Genomic DNA, 19,488 nt, shown 5'->3' on the forward strand with positions numbered 1-19,488 from the left:
TAAACGTAGGGGATTCGAGATTACTTCATGATGTGTTCTGCTCCTTAACAAAAAGCCCAGAGTGCAATCAATTGCTGCACTCCGGGGGCTTCGTTTTCATCTTAACGATTGTCTATTTTTTCTGGATAGAGGTCGTGATTAAGTAAGCGATGTTCAGCCATCTTTTCATATTTAGTATCTGGACGGCCATAGTTAGTATAAGGGTCGATTGAGATACCGCCTCTTGGTGTGAATTTACCCCATACTTCAATGTAGTGGGGATCCATTAATTCGATTAAATCGTTCATAATAATATTCATACAGTCTTCATGAAAGTCTCCGTGATTGCGAAAACTAAATAAATAAAGTTTTAACGCCTTAGATTCTACCATCTTAATGTTTGGAATATATGAAATGTAAATTGTTGCAAAATCTGGTTGACCTGTGATTGGGCACAGTGATGTGAATTCAGGGCAGTTGAATTTAACGAAGTAATCGCGCCCTTGGTGTTTATTATCGAATGTTTCCAGTACATCTGGACGATAGTCAAATGCATACGTATTATTTTGATTACCTAATAAAGTAATATCATTTAATTCTTCTTTTGAGCGACCTTCAGCCATAGAAAGTGCCTCCTTTAATTTATGATTGAGATTGGGGTTGTCGTGCTTTTTGGAACATATAATAGCTTGCACTTAAGATAACTACATAACCTATGATTGCATAGAAGTCTGGTGATTCGCCGAATAGGACAAATCCGATAATCGCTGTGAAAATAACAGAAGCATAAGTGAAAATAGAAATGTCTTTCGCAGGTGCAAAGCGATAAGCCATTGTTATGCCAATTTGACCTACAGCTGCAGAAATACCAGCTAAGATTAAGTAAATAATTTGTGTTTTAGACATTGGTTCATAGGTAAAAATAACAAATGGTATAAGTGCAATCACTGAGAAGAATGAGAAGTAAAATACAATTGTGTAAGGTGCTTCTCGACTACTCAATGCACGAACGGCAGTATAAGCAGCTGCAGCAAATATTCCGGAAAATAAACCAATAATAGCTGGAATGACATCAGATGAAAATTCAGGTTTAACGATGAGTAGCATTCCAAGTATCGCAACAATCATTGCGCCAATTTGATATTTTTGAATATATTCTTTGAGGAAAACTAAACTTAATAGAATGGTCCAAAAAGGATTTAATTTCATGAGAATATCTGCATCACTTAATACCATGTGATCGATGGCATATATATTAAGTAGCACACCTAAAAGTCCTAAGGTAGAACGTACAATGAGCAATGGTTGACTACTTAATTTACCAAAAAAAGGTTGTTTGTAGCGTATAATAAAGAATAATGGTATAAACATCGCTACAAAATTACGCGCTAAAGATTTTTGAAATACAGGTAAATCGCCTGATAAACGAAAAAAAACTGCCATAAAACTGAAACCAATAGCAGAAATTAAGATTGCGATAATACCTTTGACTTTTGAATTCATCCTATCGCCTCTTATTTATAATGTTTATTTAGGTTAATATATCATAGCACAATTTTACCATAAAAAATAGTTCCAGTCGTCCTCTTGTAATAAATTGAAAGACATGTATAATAGCATTTAAGAACGTATGTTCGGTATTATAAATATTTTACAAAATTTAAAAATATAAAATTATGATTTATAAAATAATTTAAAGTTTTTAGCCCTTGTCACTGTCGTGTTATATACCGAATAGTTACATATCTCCCTTTTTTACTCTTTCAAATATGTGTGACATTGGTTATAATTGAACACATAATATAGTATACATGAACGGATACAAACACTATATATTGTGTTTAGAGTGTTTTAATTTGATATATAAACTACAAGGACAATGAAGGTTTACACAAATTAACACTTTCTATTTAACTATATTCTACTAGAGTGTTTTAAAGTTTGGGAGTAACATTGAGTGAATTGAAAATCATAATACCAGCGTAACTCAATGTCATTATAAGGCCAACAACACTTAAAATATTAGAATCTTTTACAAAAAAACGAATACGCGTTCGTACTTTTTAACACGTGTTATCAAGCGTAAAAGAAGATCATTTAGTATATGGAATGGTATTAAAGGTGTCTAGGTTAATTACGATTTAGCCTTGATTTTTTATTGTTAGCACAGACATTCATTTTGAAAGGCGGTCATATTTTATGAAAGTCGTTTTTTTTTCACTTACCGGTAATGTCAGACGCTTTATTAAACGTACAAACTTAGAAGATACATTAGAAATTAATAACACAGTCGCAACACAACATATTGATGAACCATATATATTGGTGACAGGTACAGTAGGTTTTGGAGAAGTACCGCCATTGGTTCAAACATTTTTAGATAATAACTCTGAACAATTACAAGGGGTAGCTGCAAGTGGTAATAGAAATTGGGGGCAAAACTTCGCCAAAGCAGGGCGCTTAATTGCCGACCAATATAATGTCCCTTTATTAATGAAGTTTGAACTTCATGGAACGCAGCAAGATACGGTTGATTTTAGAGATAAGGTGGTTAATTTTGATGCAAACAAACACACAAAAGTATTACAATCATATTGAACTTAATAACGAAGTAACCAAACGAAATGAAAATGGCTTTTTTAAGTTAGAAAAAGATCAAGAAGCTTTAGCGGTATATTTAGAAGAAATTGAATCAAAAACAGTTCATTTTGATAGTGAGATAGAACGTTTACATTATTTAGTAGATAATCATTTTTATTACGATGTGTTTAAAGATTATACAGAAGCACAATTACTTGATTTAATCGATTTTGCACATGCTATTCCATTTCGATTTGCAAGTTATATGTCAGCAAGTAAGTTTTTTAAAGACTATGCGCTTAAGACAAATGATAAATCACGTTTCCTTGAAAATTATCATCAACATGTCATTATTGTGTCGTTATACTTAGCTAATGGAAATGTAGCACTTGCAAAATCTTTCATTGAATCAATGATTGAACAACGTTATCAACCAGCTACACCAACATTTCTGAATGCTGGTCGTGCTCGCCGTGGCGAATTAGTGTCATGTTTCTTATTAGAGGTAGACGATAGTTTAAATTCAATTAATTTTATCGACTCAACAGCAAAACAGTTGAGTAAAATTGGTGGCGGCGTTGCGATTAACTTATCCAAATTACGTGCTCGTGGAGAAGCAATCAAAGGCATTAAGGGTGTTGCTAAAGGTGTCTTACCTGTTGCTAAATCATTAGAAGGTGGCTTTAGTTATGCCGATCAGCTAGGGCAACGTCCTGGTGCTGGAGCAGTCTATTTAAACATCTTCCACTATGATGTTGAAGAATTTTTAGATACTAAAAAAATTAATGCTGATGAAGACTTACGTTTAGCTACTATTTCAACAGGATTAATTGTACCTTCTAAATTCTTTGAACTTGCTAAAGAAGGTAAAGATTTCTTCATGTTTGCACCTCACACAGTGGAACAAGAATATGGTATTACGTTAGATGATATGAATATTGATGAGTATTATGATGAATTAGTACAAAATCCTAACATTATGAAGAAAAGTAAGGATGCGCGTGAAATGTTAAATACTATCGCGCAAACACAATTACAATCAGGCTATCCTTACCTCATGTTTAAAGATAACGCTAATCGCGTGCATGCTAATTCTAATATTGGTCAAATTAAAATGAGTAACTTATGTACTGAAATCTTCCAATTACAAGAGACTTCAATCATTAATGATTACGGAATAGAAGATGAAATCAAACGTGATATTTCTTGTAACTTAGGTTCTTTAAATATTGTTAATGTGATGGAATCTAACAAATTTAAAGAATCTGTATATACAGGTATGGATGCTTTAACATTCGTAAGTGATGAAGCGAATATTCAAAATGCACCAGGTGTTAAAAAAGCAAATAATGAACTGCATTCAGTTGGATTAGGTGCAATGAATCTTCATGGTTTCTTAGCTAAAAATCAAATTAGCTATGAGTCTGAAGAAGCGAAAGACTTTGCAAATGTGTTCTTTATGATGATGAATTATTATTCCATCGAACGCTCTATGCAAATTGCTAAAGAACGTGGTGAAGTTTTTGCTGAATTTGAAAAATCAGATTATGCGAATGGACGTTATTTTGAACGTTACACAACGCAAGACTTCCTACCAAAATATGACAAAGTGCAACAGCTTTTCGAACAACACGATATTCCGACACGTGAAGATTGGAAAGCATTACAAGCTGAGGTAGAAAAGCACGGATTGTTTCATGCGTATCGCTTAGCCATTGCACCAACACAAAGTATTTCATATGTACAAAATGCAACAAGCTCTGTAATGCCAATTGTTGATCAAATTGAGCGTCGTAGTTATGGCAATTCTGAAACATTTTATCCAATGCCATTCTTATCACCACAAACAATGTGGTACTACAAATCTGCATTCAATACAGATCAGATGAAGTTAATCGACTTAATCGCGACAATTCAAACGCATATTGACCAAGGTATTTCTACAATACTGTACGTCAATTCAGAGATATCTACACGTGAATTATCAAGATTATATGTTTATGCACATCATAGAGGGTTAAAATCTCTATACTATACACGTAATAAATTATTAAGCGTAGAAGAATGTACAAGTTGTTCAGTGTAATAATGAGTAAAGTAATCAAATATAATAAACATTGATTTAAGTTGGGGCTGAGACATAAAGCATTAATGCTCTGGGAACCGATTAACGGTGTCCCAAAAGCAGGGTTTTCGGCAGAAAGTTCACGATTCGCCAAAATTTGAAAAACAATTTTAGCTTTTCGTTCGCTTCTGCTCAAATCCTGAACGCTTTTGTCCCAACCTCAATTTAACAATGAATAAGATAGGAGCAATAATATGTCAATGATAGCTGTGAATTGGAATACGCAAGAAGATATGACAAATATGTTTTGGCGTCAAAATATTGCCCAAATGTGGGTTGAAACAGAATTTAAAGTGTCAAAAGACATTGCAAGTTGGAAAACATTGACAGCAGATGAGAAGAATGCATTTAAAAAGGCGCTTGCTGGGTTAACTGGTTTGGATACACACCAAGCTGATGATGGTATGCCACTTATTATGTTACATACAAAAGACTTACGAAAAAAAGCAGTTTATTCTTTTATGGGGATGATGGAGCAAATTCATGCTAAAAGTTATTCTCATATTTTCACAACTTTATTACCTTCAAGTGAAACGAATGAATTGTTAGACCACTGGGTATTAGAGGAGCCACATTTAAAATATAAATCTGAAAAAATAGTTGGCACTTACCATAAATTGTGGAGTAAAGATGCCTCTATTTATGATCAATATATGGCGCGTGTGGCAAGCGTATTCTTAGAGACATTTTTATTCTACTCAGGTTTCTATTATCCGCTTTATTTAGCTGGTCAAGGACGTATGACAACTTCTGGAGAAATTATCCGTAAAATTTTATTGGATGAATCTATTCATGGTGTATTTACAGGACTAGATGCACAAGAATTACGTAACGAACTTTCTGAAAGTGAAAAACAACAAGCCGATCAAGAAATGTATCGTCTATTAAAAGATTTATATGCTAATGAAGAATCTTATACACGTAAGCTTTATGAACCAATAGGATTAGCGGAAGATGTCTTAAATTATGTAAGATACAATGGTAACAAAGCGTTATCGAATTTAGGATTTGAACCTTACTTTGAAGAACGTGAGTTTAATCCAATCATTGAAAATGCATTAGATACTTCTACTAAAAACCATGACTTCTTCTCTGTTAAAGGGGACGGTTATACGATTGCACTTAACGTAGAAGCTTTACAAGATGAAGACTTTATATTTGATGATGAAGATAAATAAAATAAAGCGTTTGAAAGCCTTACATAAAATGTTAGCTTTCAAACGCTTTTTGTTTATATAGAGATAGGATTAATAGCGCTATTTAAATTTCAAAATAATGGTGATAATGAAATTTACATCTGTTATTAAAATGCGCGTTACAGTTTGGACATGCCTCTGTCATCATATAGTCGTCAATTGTCATTTCGTGTTTACAAACGCCACATAGAATGGCTTTTTGCGTGAACTCTTTTGATTTCCAACGTACAATACGATGATTTTCGGCTTCATTGTGACACTTAAAACAAGGATAGTATTTGTTACAACATTTGAATTTGATGGCAATAACGTCTAAAGTTGTATGATAATGCTCACAACGTGATTCATCATCGATTGTTGCTCCATGAATTGTAACCATATGATACCTCCTTATTCTCGAGAAGGTAATGGGTCACCGATGATCCGCACTTCTCTTTGTAGTTCTACATCAAACTTTTCTTTCACGACCTGTTGTACATGGTGAATTAAATCCTCATAATCTGTTGCTGTACCTTGGTCAACATTAACCATAAATCCAGCGTGTTTTTTTGAGACTTCGACGCCACCAATGCGATGACCTTGTAATTCTGAGTCTTGAATTAACTTACCAGCAAAATAGCCTGGCGGACGTCTAAATACACTACCACATGATGGATATTCAAGAGGTTGCTTAGACTCGCGGCGTTCTGTTAAATCATCCATTACAGATTGAATCTCTTCTTGATCGCCAGGAGCAAGTGTAAAAGCTGCTTCTAGTACTACATAATGTTCTTGTTGGATAATACTGTTGCGGTAGTCTAGTTCAAGTTCATTATGACGAAGTTGTAGTAACTCACCTTGTTCATTGATAACTAGGGCGTAATCAATCACATCTTTTACTTCTCCGCCATATGCGCCTGCATTCATGTATACTGCACCGCCAATAGAACCAGGAATACCACACGCAAATTCTAAACCAGTTAAAGATAAATCACGGGCTTTACGAGATACATCTATAATCGCAGCACCGCTACCGGCTATAATTGTGGAATCAGAAGCCATAATATGATTAAGATCAAGTAAACTTAAGACGATACCACGAATACCGCCGTCACGAATGATAATATTTGAACCATTACCTAAATAAGTTAATGGAATATTGTGGTCAGCTGCATATTTAACGACCTTTTGTACTTCGTCATTTGTTGTCGGTGTAATATAAAAATCAGCTTTTCCACCTGTTTCAGTATAAGTATATTTTTTTAAGGGTTCGTTTGTTTTAATAATAGATTTAGACACAAGTTGTTCTAAATCATTTAAGATTTTTGATTGATTCACGATTACCAACCTTTCCATAATAATCATCATTGTCATTTTAACTTTTATTATAATTTAAAGTCACATAAAAGCCATCTATAATGTAATTTATGACAAAAATTGTCGTAATTTTGTAAAGATAGTAGCTTTATTCGTTTCATATTCTCTAATCGTTGTTGACGCTTTAGAGAGAGACTGTTTATATTGTGAGAAAAGTGCAATGACCTCTGCATGATGAGATAAAAGTGCATCTATTTGTTGATATTGCTCAAATAATTCAGTGTTATTTTGAATGATATGTAACCGGACTTGTTGTTTTAAATCAATTAAGTTGTTAAATTGAGCCATGACGACTTTTTTGTGATATTTATGATGTAATCGATAGAAACCTTCATAATTTAATCGTTTTTCATCTAAAGCGGTGATATCGTGTAAATTATCTACGCCAACTAAAATATCTAATATAGGTTCAGTAGGGTAATTGAAATGTTTTGTACCGCCGATATGTGTCGTTGATTTAACCGGTGAGTCAAGCAAATTAAATAGACAGGAGCGAACATTTAAATACTGTTGCTCATATGTTTCAATCTGCTTATCTCTTACAAAGGGTTGAACATATTGATACATTTTGGCCTCCATTTGTTTGACATAATTCTGAATCACTATAACATAAATCAATTTTGATATAAATATACTTATGCATAACGTGAAGGTGAGGGGATGGATAAAGCTTTCTAATTGCTCAATGCCTTTACATAAGTATGTCAGTGAAAGGGTAAAATAACTATAAAGTGACATTTTATGATCATATCGTCATAAAACTGTTGTCATAAAACTTTAAATTTGAGGTTAACAAGTGGTCATTTAATGTGTATAATGATAAACATTGGTAAAAAGTATGTAAAAATAAAAATAATGAATCCTAATTGTTGTAGAAATTTAAACTAGAGGTGAAGAGAATGGCGATAAAGCTAAGTTCGATTGACCAGTTTGAACAAGTTATTAATCAAAATCATGATGCTTTTATTTTAAAACATAGTAATACATGCCCAATTTCAGAAAATGCATTAGATCAGTTCAATAAGTTTTTATATGAACGTGATATGGATGGTTTTTATTTAGTTGTTCAAGATGCCCGCGAACTATCTGACCATATAGCGCAAACAACAGGTGTAAAACACGAATCACCTCAAGCGTTTTATTTTGTAAATGGCGAGGTTAAATGGCACGATAGTCATCAAAATATTAATGTTTCAACCCTCGCTAAAGCTGAAGAATAATTCAGCTGTAAACCTAAAACGTAATACAACTAATGCAAAAGATGGGTATTTAAAAACAAAAAATGTATGTATAAAGCATAGAGCACCACTTCAATCGCGTTAGTGGTGCTTAAATATTTATTTGAAGCTTTTTTATAGAGGTAGAATGAGGGAGCTAAGGGCTCGTGTTCTAAGTTTAGTGCCTCTTTTTATTTGTTTTTTTAATTTGATACATTCTAAAATAAGTATAGTGAAATGTCGGTAATTAAAGTATAAATTATAATGATGTGTCATGTCGGTCGAAATAAAACGTTACGATATAATGGAGACACATCAATAAAAGCCATTAAAGCATATTTTAGAGGTGACAAATATGAAAGTATTAGTAGCGATGGATGAATTTAATGGAATTATGTCGAGTTATGATGCTAATCGATATGTAGAAGAAGCGGTCGCAAGTCAAATAGACCGAGCAGATATTGTTCAGGTGCCTTTATTTAATGGACGTCATGAAATATTGAACTCTATCTTTTTATGGAAATCAGGCACACAATATCAAATTCAAGCACATGATGCAGAGATGAATCAATGTGAAGTGAAATATGGACAAACTGAAGATGGCATCACAGTTATAGAAGCAGGACAATTTTTAACTGGACAGCAATCTCGTGTGAATCATACAAGTTATGGTCTAGGAGAGGTTATTAAACATGCGCTTGATCAAGGTTCAGAACATATCGTGGTTTCTGTAGGAGCGATTGATACGAGTGATGGTGGTACAGGACTCTTACAAGCATTAGGTTGTCGTTTCTATGATGACGAGGGTCGATTACTTGATATGACTCAAGGTGCTACACAAATTAAATATGTACGTAAAATCGATATGAGCGAGTCACATAAAGGGCTAAATAACTGTCGCTTTCAAATTGTAACGGATTTAGATAGTGCTTTATATGGCCAAAATAGTGAAATAGTACAGACAGCTCATTTGTTAGATATGACCCATGAACAAGCTATCGAAATTGATAATTTACTATGGTATTTAAGTGAGTTAATTAAAAATAACTTACACCAAGCGTTAGGTTCTGTTAAACGAGGCGGTGCTGGAGGCGGTATTGCAGCAATTATGCACGGACTCTTTGGCGCTGAAATCGTTTCAAGTCATGAGCTAGTAGACCAAATTACTCAATTAGACACCTTAATTCAACAGGCCGATTTAGTGATATTTGGAGAAGGGGTCAATGAAAAAGAGCAAATGTTTGAAACATCTTCTTTAAGAATTGCAGAATTAGCTCAAAAACATCAAAAAGTAGCTGTGGCGATTTGTGGTACGTCAGATAAATTTGAGCAATATGAAGCGTTAAATGTAACAGGTATGTTTAATACATTTATCGAAATGCCACCAACTTATACAGATTTTAAAATGGGTATTCAATTGCGTAATTATACGATTCAAGCGATTAAATTGCTACAGACATCCTTATAATAAGATTAAATTAAAGAGGTTAGCATCAAAGTGTGTGCTAACCTCTTAGTTTTCTTAAACAGTATTATAGCGTCGCGACTTTTTGACAAATGCCGATAATGACATGAACAGCTTGTTCCATGACATCGATAGAAGCATATTCATATGGACCGTGAAATTGATCACATCCAGTGAATATATTTGGTGTTGGTAGGCCTTTATAAGAAAGTTGCGAACCATCTGTACCGCCGCGTATAGGGGCTGTATTAGGTTGGATATTTAAGGATTCAAAGACCTGTTTAGGAATATCTATAATATGAGGGTGTGGTGTGATTTTCTCAGCCATATTATAGTATTGATCGTTGATTTCCAAGCTAACTGGATTGTAATAATAGTTTTCGTTCATTTTATCTTGAAGCGTGCGCAATGTTTGTTTACGTGATTCAAACTGATTATGATCATGATCGCGAATGATATAGTGTGCTGTTGCTTTTTCAACATCTCCATTAAGTTGCATTAAATGAAAGAAGCCTTCATAACCTTCAGTATGTTCAGGGACTTCCTGAGCAGGTAACTGAGTATTAAAGTGAGTAGCAAGATTTAAAGCATTAACCATTTTATCCTTAGCAGAACCAGGATGAACATTCACACCTTCAAAAGTAACAATGGCTTCTGCAGCGTTAAAACTTTCGTACTGCAGCTCTCCTAATTGACTGCCATCCATCGTGTACGCAAAATCTGCACCAAAACGCTCTACATCAAATAAGTGTGGTCCTCTGCCAATTTCTTCATCAGGTGTAAAAGCGATACGTATCGGGCCATGCTGAATATCTGGATGGTCAAGTAAGTATTGAATCGCTTCCATAATTTCAACCACGCCTGCTTTATCATCAGCACCTAGTAAAGATGTGCCATCAGTAGTCATTAATGTATGTCCTTTAAGTGATCGCATATCTGGGAAAATCTCTGGATTGATTTGACGACCAGATTGACCAAGTTCAATGATAGACCCATCGTAATCTTCAATAATTTGAGGGTTAACATTTGCAGCATTAAAATCAGGTGAGGTATCCACATGGGCTAAAAAGCCAATAGTAGGGACTTCTTTATCAATATTTGATTCAAGTGTTGCAAAAAGATAGCCATGTTCGTCTAAATCTGTAGCTAATCCCATCGCTTTTAATTCTTGTTCTAATAAGTTTAATAAATCCCACTGTTGTGTGGTAGAGGGTGTCGTTGAACTTGTAGGATCAGATTGCGTATTGATTTTAACGTAACGTGTTAATCTGTCTATAATTTGTGATTTCATGTAAAACACTCCCTTGTTATCTTGCGTTTTGAGTACTTTGGGTGAATAGATATGTACTCCTTCTTCATATATCACTATACATGATTGTACTAGAAAATGTCTGTTATAGGCTTTTAGGAAGTCAATAAAAAGAGCGCCTCACTCAAACTGTTTTTTTGGTTTGAGTGAGGCGTTCGATTTTGCTCATAAATAAAGGTTCGCCTGCTCGCTAGCACTCGCATGCATAACGTACACTAACTCACTGCGCTCGAAGTGCACGTAAGCACCCGCACTTTGTATAATCCGGCTCCAGAAAGCTGTCCCCTCAACAAAAAGCCCAGGGCGCATAAATTTGAAAACCAATTTCTGCTTCCTGGGCGATTTTGCTCGGGGCCAACCCGCTTTCTTCCGCACTTTGTTGTTACACTCGGTTGTTCATGTGATAGCCTTTTCGATATGTTTTTCCTTTGAGTTTGCCATAGTGGTGTTTGATGCGAGTGTATATATAGTAAAAGATTTCTGCGCATAGTATACCGAATGCGATGGCGCCTGATGTTAGTGTTACTTCAAGGAATTGATTGACGGCTTGTGTATATTCGTTTGTAACTAATAAACGTGTGGCTTCGTATGCAGCGCCTCCGGGAACGAGAGGGATGATACCGGGCACGATGAAAATAATAACTGGACGTTTATAACGACGACTCATGATATGACTCATAATACCTAAGATAAAACTACCTAAAAATGCTGCCATGACGAGTCCGTAGTTTAAATCAAAAGTAATTCTGTAAATAATCCAACCCATTGCGCCTACAAATCCGGCTGCAAGTAGTAACCGCTTCGGCGCGTTAAACAAAATTGAAAATAGGATGGTCGCAATAAAACTGATAATAAACTGTGCCAGATAATAGAATACCAATGACAATGTAACCCCGCCTTTCTAAAAGATTAATAATACGATTGCAACACCTGCACCAATTGCGAAAGATGTTAATGCTGCTTCTACGCCACGTGACATGCCTGCTAAAAGTTCGCCAGCCATTAAATCACGTATCGCATTGGTGATTAAAATACCGGGAACGAGTGGCATTACGCCTGCGATTGTAATAATGTCTTGGTTAATGGCCCATCCAATATTCGTGAAAAAGGCAGCTACTGCAATCACTACCATCGAACTAATAAATTCCGAAAAGAATTTAATTTGAATGAACCGTTGCACTAAGTCAAATGTGAGAAAGGCACCGGCTCCAGCAAGGACTGCAAAAATAAAGTCATGACGTACTCCGCCGAACATAAAAAGGAAAAAGCCAGACGCAATTGCTGCCGCTAAAAACTTCATAATAAAAGAGTATTGTAAAGAAGCGCGGTTTAAATGAATTAATTCTGATTTGGCTTCATCTAATGTCAGTTCCTCACGTGATATTTTACGTGAAATATTATTAGTTAATGCAATTTTCTCTAAATCTGTTGTACGGTCGCGTACCCGCACTAACCTTGTATTCGTGCGGTTATTGAGAGAAAAGATAATGGCTGTCGAAGTGACAAACGCATATGTATCGTCTAGCCCAAAACTTGTGGCGATCCGTCCCATCGTATCTTCTACACGATAGGTTTCTGCACCACTTTCTAGTAGTACTTTTCCGGCTAATAAAACGACATCTATAACTTTATTTTCGTCTATAATCGTCAGCGTGTCAGACATTCGATCACTCCCTTAATTTTACATCTACATCGTTAGTCTACTTCGTTCTATTTAGACTTTCAATTTACTTAAAATACCATAAGTTATTGTACATCACAATGACCTATGACGGTAATATTTTATTAAAAAAAGATGAGTCATTTAGAAATGACTCATCTTTTGATTTCATGTTATGAAGTATATTTTACTGCAGTTTGATAATTGGATTAAACATCACTTTATCTCGACCTTCAGATTTGGCAACGTGCAACATATCATCAGCATCTTTAAATACTTTACGTTGAGATTTATAATCCTCATCTTGTAAGTAACCTACACCAATAGAAACAGAAAGTTTAATCACTGTTTTATCCGGCAGGTGAAAGCTTGATTTTTTAACCGCTTGGCGAATATTTTCTGCTAATTTAACACAATCGTCTAATGATTGATTTTTAAGTACAATTGAAAATTCTTCGCCACCATTTCGGAAAATTTTAGTGTGTTTTGGTACATAATTTTGTAAAAGATGAGACATTTGTTTTAGCACAGCATCACCTGAATCGTGTGAGTGTTCATCATTCACATTCTTAAAGCCATCGATATCAATGAGTAACAAGGCGAGGCTTTGTTGATGCTGTGCAGCAGTAGATGTTTCTTTATTTAAATGGCGATCGAATTCTTTAACGTTACCTAACCCTGTTAAATAGTCGATCGTATCTTCATTTTCATAACGTGCGATGAGTGAGAAAAAATGAAGTAAATCGACATAAAAAATGGTTGTTACTAATGTTGCCACCACAGATAACGGTATGAGGTAAACGACTTCCATTAAATCATAAGAGGAAGTGATCAGTGCTATGATCGCAAAAATGACAATACTTAATCCATTTAAAATTTGTAAAGCAACAGCGTGATTGTATTTTAAGAAAGGGCCAATTGTACTTACGACGATAGCGATAATAATAAGTGCTAATGCAAACACGAAAGACGTTGAAAGTACAAAATAGCTCACTGCAGAAATAATAATTGCTGCAATTAATGTATAAAATGAATTAGTATATCGTCCTAAAAATAACAACGGAAGAAATGATAGTTGAATGGTATATTGTTCAATTGGAATCGGGTGTACAGCTAAAAGTAAACCCACTAAAATCATTAAAATAGTAATATAACTTTTGGAAAATCTAAAATCTTGAGATTCAGCATATTGTATGCGGTGAAATAAATAGATTCCGGCAATTGTGACTGAAATATTATATATTATTGATTCAATCATAAGTTCGACCTCTTTTCTACGCAACTGTTATTGTAAGTGAAATGTTACAATTTGTCATTAGAAATTTAAGGACATATAAATTTCTGATGACATTAATGTCATTTATAGGTATTAAATGTTAAAATATACTAAGCTATAAGGTGCTTAAAAACCTTGTTGACTTTAAATGAAATTTAAACAAAAATCAATTTAAATAAAAATCACAGGATTTGATTATTAAATTTATTGAAGGTGAACTGATGTATACTATAAAGCTCATTGTTTTTTCAATGATAATCAGTTTGATAATAACACCTATTGTCATTGCCGTTTCTAAAAAATTGGATATAGTCGATCGACCGAATTTTAGAAAAATACATACAAAACCCATTTCATTACTTGGAGGTTCCGTCATACTGATTTCCTTTTTTATAGGGATCTGGTTAGGTCATCCTATTGAAAATGAAATTAAACCATTACTATTAGGAGCACTTGTGATATATTTAATAGGTTTAATAGACGATATTTACGATTTGAAGCCAATTTTGAAATTGCTTGGTCAAATTTTAGCTGCCTTAGTGGTGGTGTATTATGGCGTTACAATTGATTTCATTTCTTTACCAATTGGACCTACCATTTATTTTGGGTGGTTAAGTGTGCCGATTACTATTTTTTGGATTGTGGCCATTACGAATGCTATCAATTTAATTGACGGTTTAGATGGACTTGCGACCGGCATTTCTTCAATTGCGTTTATCACTATTGGTTTTATCGCAATTTTACAAGGTAACATATTTATCATGATGATATGTAGTGTAATGATAGGCTCATTATTAGGATTTTTATTTTTTAATTTCCATCCGGCGAAGATTTTCTTAGGTGATAGTGGGGCATTATTACTTGGGTTTATTATTGGATTTTTATCGTTGTTAGGTTTTAAAAACATTACTTTTATTTCGTTATTTTTCCCGATTGTGATTTTAGCAGTACCTTTTATTGATACTTTATTTGCGATGATTCGCAGAGTAAAAAAAGGACAACACATTATGCAAGCAGATAAATCACATTTGCATCATAAATTATTAGAACTTGGGTATACGCATCGACAAACTGTCGTATTAATCTATGCTATTGCAATTATGTTTAGTGTGGTGAGTATTATCTTATACTTATCTCAACCTTGGGGCGTTTGGCTCATGGTTATTTTAATTATTATCACAATAGAATTAATTGTGGAATTTACGGGGTTAATTGATGAAGATTATAAACCATTGCTGAACTTTATTGCTAAAAACAAAAAAACGAAATAAAATGTAATGGATATAACTAAGGAACAGAAATGAGTTTTCTGTTCCTTAATTTATGGATATATTTATTTAATCAATATCAAATGGTAACCGTTTCACGTCATCTGTTTCTAAATCATAATTTCCTTGTGTAAACTGATTCAGAAACTGAAGAAATGACTCATAATCTTCTTGTATGACGTCTATATGATAGGTAACACGATCAGTATACATTGTGTCTCTTAATAAGTAGGGTGTACTTTGAAGTTCATACTCTAATTTACCTGTTAAATCATAGTCGATCGTCACTCGTGTCGGGATAGCTGGACGTAATTCAACACGTCCGACTGATTGAATGGCATCACGTACGGCGCCGCCATATGCGCGAATGAGTCCGCCTGTGCCTAGTTTAATGCCACCAAAATAACGTGTGACTACTGCAGCAACATTGTGAACATCGTTTTTCTTAAGCATTTCTAACATTGGAACACCCGCTGTCCCGCTTGGTTCACCATCATCACTTGCTTTTTGGATATGCATTGTATCACCAATTGTATAGGCAGAGCAATTGTGTGTCGCTTCTCGATGCTCTTTTTTCTTTGCTTCAATAAATTGTTTAGCTTCTTCTTCACTCTCAACGGGTTTGATATGAGCGATAAAACGCGATTTATTAATCACATTTTCGATAATATGTTCTTCTTTTATTGTAATCACTGACTCATCCATAATTTACCGCCTTTCAAGTCTACAATATCAGTAACACTCATTATACTATAAAAGTCATAAAGGTAATATGATATAACGTTAATCTAACGTCATCATTTATGAAACATTATTTTGAATCCATTTTATAATGGTATCTTTTTCATTTTTTGATAAAATAAAAAGTGCTAATATTGTTTTTAATCGTTATAATGCATATAAGCACATATAAAAAGGTAATCAAACTAACTCAATTGGTTGTACATGATATGTACCATCGTTATTCAGAATGAATAAGGCGTAATGTATATAATAGGAGGAAGAAAAATGAAAATTGCCGTAATGACAGATTCGACAAGTTATATTCCTAAACCCATTTTAGAAAAATATAATATTCGTGAAGTTGCGTTAAGTGTTACTTTGGAAAATGGAGAAAATCATAAAGAAAATGGCAGCCTGACTAATGAGGCGTTTTATGAAATCCTAAAGACATCTAAGACGATTCCAACGACAAGTCAACCTGCAATTGGCGAGATGATTAATGCTTTTGAAGCTTATCGTGATGAAGGGTATACAGATGTGATTATTATTCACTTATCTTCTGGGATTAGTGGCGCTTATCAAACATCGTTACAAGCAGCTGAGATGGTAGAAGGGATTAACGTCCATCCTATTGATTCGAAAATTGCTTGTTTAGTTGAGGGTGCTATGGTATTTCGTGCGTTAGATCTTATCGATGAAGGTCAATCAATTGATGCAATCTTAGAAGATCTAGAAGATATGCGTCAACATAATGATGCGTATTTACTTGTGAATGATTTGAAAAACTTACATAAGAGTGGGCGTATTACAGGGGCACAAGCTTGGATTGGTAATTTATTAGAAATGAAACCAGTATTAACATTTGAAGATGGTTTAATTGTCCCTTACGAAAAAGTACGTACTAAAAAGCGTGCATTACAGCTTGTAGAAGATAAAGCTATCGAAGTAAGTCGTCAATATAAAGAGTCAACTGTAATTGTAATCGGTGGAGATAATAGAGAAGAATCTCATAAAGTATATCACAAATTATTAAATGATTATCCAGATGAAAACGTACTCTTTTCAGAATTTGGTCCTGTCGTGAGTTCACATTTAGGACCTGGAGGCTTTGGTATCGGTGTTATCAACCGACATGTCACAATGCCAGAAGTATAATTATTTTTTAGATAGAAAAATTTAATATATAGAATTGAGTGAGGTTGGGACAAAATCCTGCTTTTGGGACACTGTTAATCGGTTTCTCAGAGCATTAATGCTTTATGTCTCAATCTTTTTTTTTATTTTTTTGAAGTCATTGTTTGATTTATAACGTGTAATCAAATGAAGGGGGTCATGAATGAAGTTTTATGGACAAATTATTCAAGATGCATCACAGTTAACAGATGAACAAATTAAAATGAAGTCTCCAGGAGTAAAACGGATAGCCAATGGGTATCAATGTTTACAATGCGAATCGACAATTCAAGCGCATTTTTACAGTTACTATAGTGAATTTGAAGCGCGATCGATTGTTTATTGCCGTCATTGTTTGCAAATGGGGCGGATGGATACAGTGCGTCAATGTATTGTCACACAGAGTCATAGGACACAATCTGAAGGAAACTATGCCATTCCCTTTCAATTATCCGAGCAACAGGCGTACGCTTCAGAGCAGATTGTCAAAGCGATTCAATCGCACCAATCATTGTTGTTGCATGCAGTAACGGGAGCTGGAAAGACTGAAATGATTTTTGAAGGCATTTCTCAAGCGAGACGTTTAGGATATAACGTGGCCATTGTTTCACCAAGAGTAGATGTTGTGATTGAGGTGAGTGAACGGATTTTAGCAGCATTTGATGATGATGACATCGATGTATTATATCAAGGGCATGCCCAACAATATGATGCTCATTTTGTGATTGCGACGGTGCACCAATTATATCGTTTTAAACAACATTTTCATGTCATTATGATCGATGAAGTTGATGCCTTTCCATTATCGATGGACATTTCATTGTCTAAGGCGACTACTTCAGCGGCTCGCCCCAATGCTAGCTTTATTTATATGACTGCTACACCTCCGAAAGCGTTGAAAAAGCAATTTGATCAAAGTCATACTATTATTCTACCCGCTCGTTTCCATAGACATCCACTTGTACTTCCCCAATTTAGCTATTTGAAGGTGAAATATCATCGTATTCAGCACACTATACTTCAACGTTTACGACAACAACAAGCTCAACAAAGAACAACGCTATTATTTTTTAATGATATTAAGCAAATGATGCAATTTTTTCAGACTTATCAGCTTCATCTTAAAGATTTTTGTTTCGTTTATAGCGAAGACCCCGAGCGATTACAAAAGGTAGCAGATTTACGTAAGAGGAAATATAGCATTGTGCTAACGACGACTATTTTAGAAAGAGGATTTACAATGGCGCATTTAGACGTTTGGGTAATGGATAGCCATCGTTATCAAGCCAGTGCACTTATTCAAATTTCGGGAAGGGTAGGCAGGAAAATCGAAAGTCCGAGTGGGGATGTGATTTTCTTTCATGAGGGTCGAACATTAGCGATGTATCAAGCGCGTGCAGAAATTAAAGCAATGAATCGTCTTGCTAAAAAGAAAGGGTGGATAGATGGCTAATTGTCTATATTGCCATAAGGTGATGCCTTTTGTTTTAAATATGCATACTGCTTTTCAAAAGCCTAATGTTTTATGTGAACACTGTCAAATGGCGTTTGAACAATTATTATTTAACGAGGAAGGACGATGCTCATATTGTAAAGGACGACTTTATAATGGAAGCTGTCCCAATTGTGCTAAATATCCTGAGTATGTAGGTTTATTTCATAGTATTACTGCTATTTTTCATTATGAGTCAAAGGTGAGAGACATGATACATCAATTTAAATTTTTGAAAGATGTCGCTCTAGCAGAAGTATTGGCACAATATATGACACTATCTATTCGTGAGTATGATGCGATTATCCCCATTCCCTCGGTTGCACAAAATGATATTGATAGAACATTCAATCCGGTATGTACTATTTTAAAAAGTAAATCCATTCCTTATGTACAATGTTTAGGAATGAAAGACAGGCCGAAGCAATTTAAGTTGTCTCAAAAGGAACGTTTACATGAGCGAGACAGTATTTATTTTAAGGAGCAGATCGATTGGTCGAATCGTAGTATATTGATTGTCGATGATATTATGACAACCGGAGCGACGGCTCATCAAGCGGCCAAATTGTTTAAAAATAAAAATGTCAGAAAATTAAATATGTTAACGTTTGCACGATGACGTAAACATGTTAAAATATAAGTAAGAAGTATATTACAAGAGGTTGAAAG

The 19,488-nt window shown here is 34.5% G+C and carries 19 protein-coding genes; 9 read left to right on the forward strand and 10 right to left on the reverse strand.

The annotated features are described in order from the left end of the window. Positions 1-101: 101 nt before the first annotated feature. Together queF and ACEE93_RS01465 are read right to left on the reverse strand one after the other, a co-directional pair. Entirely contained in the window at positions 102-602 is a 501-nt protein-coding gene (gene queF, locus ACEE93_RS01460) for a preQ(1) synthase (protein WP_449155482.1), read from the reverse strand. Positions 603-621: 19 nt separating this feature from the next. Further along, positions 622-1,482, reverse strand: a complete 861-nt coding sequence (locus ACEE93_RS01465; protein ID WP_449155483.1) for a DMT family transporter — start codon at positions 1,480-1,482, stop codon at positions 622-624. A 696-nt stretch (positions 1,483-2,178) separates the two neighbouring features. Between ACEE93_RS01465 and nrdI the strand changes: the two genes are divergently transcribed. The 3 genes from nrdI to nrdF all read left to right on the forward strand — a co-directional run bounded on the left by nrdI (position 2,179) and on the right by nrdF (position 5,862). Continuing rightward, a complete protein-coding gene (gene nrdI / locus ACEE93_RS01470) occupies positions 2,179-2,577 on the forward strand; it encodes a class Ib ribonucleoside-diphosphate reductase assembly flavoprotein NrdI (protein WP_449156349.1) in 399 nt (132 codons plus the stop codon). Beyond that, complete coding sequence (nrdE, locus tag ACEE93_RS01475; protein WP_449155485.1) at positions 2,540-4,645, forward strand: class 1b ribonucleoside-diphosphate reductase subunit alpha; 2,106 nt, start codon at positions 2,540-2,542, stop codon at positions 4,643-4,645. The genes nrdI and nrdE overlap by 38 nt, the downstream gene beginning before the upstream one ends. Positions 4,646-4,884: 239 nt before the next feature. Then, complete coding sequence (nrdF, locus tag ACEE93_RS01480; RefSeq protein WP_449155510.1) at positions 4,885-5,862, forward strand: class 1b ribonucleoside-diphosphate reductase subunit beta; 978 nt, start codon at positions 4,885-4,887, stop codon at positions 5,860-5,862. 82 nt (positions 5,863-5,944) lie between these two features. Here the strand turns inward: nrdF and ACEE93_RS01485 are convergent, their stop codons facing one another. The 3 genes from ACEE93_RS01485 to ACEE93_RS01495 form a co-directional block, all read right to left on the reverse strand. Further along, positions 5,945-6,259, reverse strand: a complete 315-nt coding sequence (locus ACEE93_RS01485; protein WP_449155486.1) for a CHY zinc finger protein — start codon at positions 6,257-6,259, stop codon at positions 5,945-5,947. An 11-nt stretch (positions 6,260-6,270) separates the two neighbouring features. Then, positions 6,271-7,215, reverse strand: coding sequence for a UDP-N-acetylmuramate dehydrogenase (murB, locus tag ACEE93_RS01490; protein WP_449155487.1), 945 nt, complete (start codon positions 7,213-7,215; stop codon positions 6,271-6,273). 69 nt (positions 7,216-7,284) lie between these two features. Beyond that, entirely contained in the window at positions 7,285-7,803 is a 519-nt protein-coding gene (locus ACEE93_RS01495; protein WP_449155488.1) for a GrpB family protein, read from the reverse strand. A gap of 332 nt (positions 7,804-8,135) precedes the next feature. On the opposite strand from ACEE93_RS01495, the gene ytxJ reads away from it, so the two are divergent. Next, a complete protein-coding gene (ytxJ, locus tag ACEE93_RS01500; protein ID WP_449155489.1) occupies positions 8,136-8,456 on the forward strand; it encodes a bacillithiol system redox-active protein YtxJ in 321 nt (106 codons plus the stop codon). A 352-nt stretch (positions 8,457-8,808) separates the two neighbouring features. After that, entirely contained in the window at positions 8,809-9,921 is a 1,113-nt protein-coding gene (locus ACEE93_RS01505) for a glycerate kinase (RefSeq protein ID WP_449155490.1), read from the forward strand. A gap of 64 nt (positions 9,922-9,985) precedes the next feature. On the opposite strand, the gene pepT is transcribed toward ACEE93_RS01505, so the two are convergent. From pepT to gdpS, 4 genes are all read right to left on the reverse strand, one after another. Continuing rightward, positions 9,986-11,209 carry a peptidase T gene (gene pepT, locus ACEE93_RS01510; RefSeq protein WP_449155491.1) on the reverse strand — a complete coding sequence of 408 codons (1,224 nt, stop codon included), beginning with the start codon at positions 11,207-11,209 and terminating at the stop codon, positions 9,986-9,988. Between the two features lie 400 nt (positions 11,210-11,609). After that, positions 11,610-12,113, reverse strand: a complete 504-nt coding sequence (locus ACEE93_RS01515; RefSeq protein ID WP_449155492.1) for a threonine/serine exporter family protein — start codon at positions 12,111-12,113, stop codon at positions 11,610-11,612. Between the two features lie 15 nt (positions 12,114-12,128). Further along, a complete protein-coding gene (locus tag ACEE93_RS01520) occupies positions 12,129-12,890 on the reverse strand; it encodes a threonine/serine exporter family protein (RefSeq protein ID WP_449155493.1) in 762 nt (253 codons plus the stop codon). 184 nt (positions 12,891-13,074) lie between these two features. Then, positions 13,075-14,145, reverse strand: a complete 1,071-nt coding sequence (gdpS, locus tag ACEE93_RS01525) for a GGDEF domain-containing protein GdpS (RefSeq protein WP_449155494.1) — start codon at positions 14,143-14,145, stop codon at positions 13,075-13,077. Between the two features lie 239 nt (positions 14,146-14,384). Between gdpS and ACEE93_RS01530 the strand changes: the two genes are divergently transcribed. Beyond that, positions 14,385-15,434: a glycosyltransferase family 4 protein gene (locus ACEE93_RS01530; protein WP_449155495.1), complete on the forward strand. Its 1,050-nt coding sequence runs from the start codon at positions 14,385-14,387 to the stop codon at positions 15,432-15,434. Between the two features lie 66 nt (positions 15,435-15,500). Here ACEE93_RS01530 and ACEE93_RS01535 read toward each other — a convergent pair whose 3' ends face one another. Beyond that, the gene (locus ACEE93_RS01535) at positions 15,501-16,136 is read right to left on the reverse strand and encodes a YigZ family protein (protein ID WP_449155496.1); all 636 of its coding nucleotides are present in this window, start codon (positions 16,134-16,136) and stop codon (positions 15,501-15,503) included. Between the two features lie 303 nt (positions 16,137-16,439). On the opposite strand from ACEE93_RS01535, the gene fakB1 reads away from it, so the two are divergent. The 3 genes from fakB1 (at position 16,440) to ACEE93_RS01550 (ending at position 19,438) form a co-directional block, all read left to right on the forward strand. After that, positions 16,440-17,309: a fatty acid kinase binding subunit FakB1 gene (fakB1, locus tag ACEE93_RS01540; protein WP_449155497.1), complete on the forward strand. Its 870-nt coding sequence runs from the start codon at positions 16,440-16,442 to the stop codon at positions 17,307-17,309. A 181-nt stretch (positions 17,310-17,490) separates the two neighbouring features. Further along, the gene (locus tag ACEE93_RS01545) at positions 17,491-18,780 is read left to right on the forward strand and encodes a DEAD/DEAH box helicase family protein (RefSeq protein ID WP_449155498.1); all 1,290 of its coding nucleotides are present in this window, start codon (positions 17,491-17,493) and stop codon (positions 18,778-18,780) included. Positions 18,781-18,802: 22 nt separating this feature from the next. Next, positions 18,803-19,438 carry a ComF family protein gene (locus ACEE93_RS01550; RefSeq protein WP_449156350.1) on the forward strand — a complete coding sequence of 212 codons (636 nt, stop codon included), beginning with the start codon at positions 18,803-18,805 and terminating at the stop codon, positions 19,436-19,438. The last annotated feature ends 50 nt before the right edge of the window (positions 19,439-19,488 follow it).

The sequence above is a fragment of the Staphylococcus sp. 11262D007BW genome (assembly GCF_053547815.1).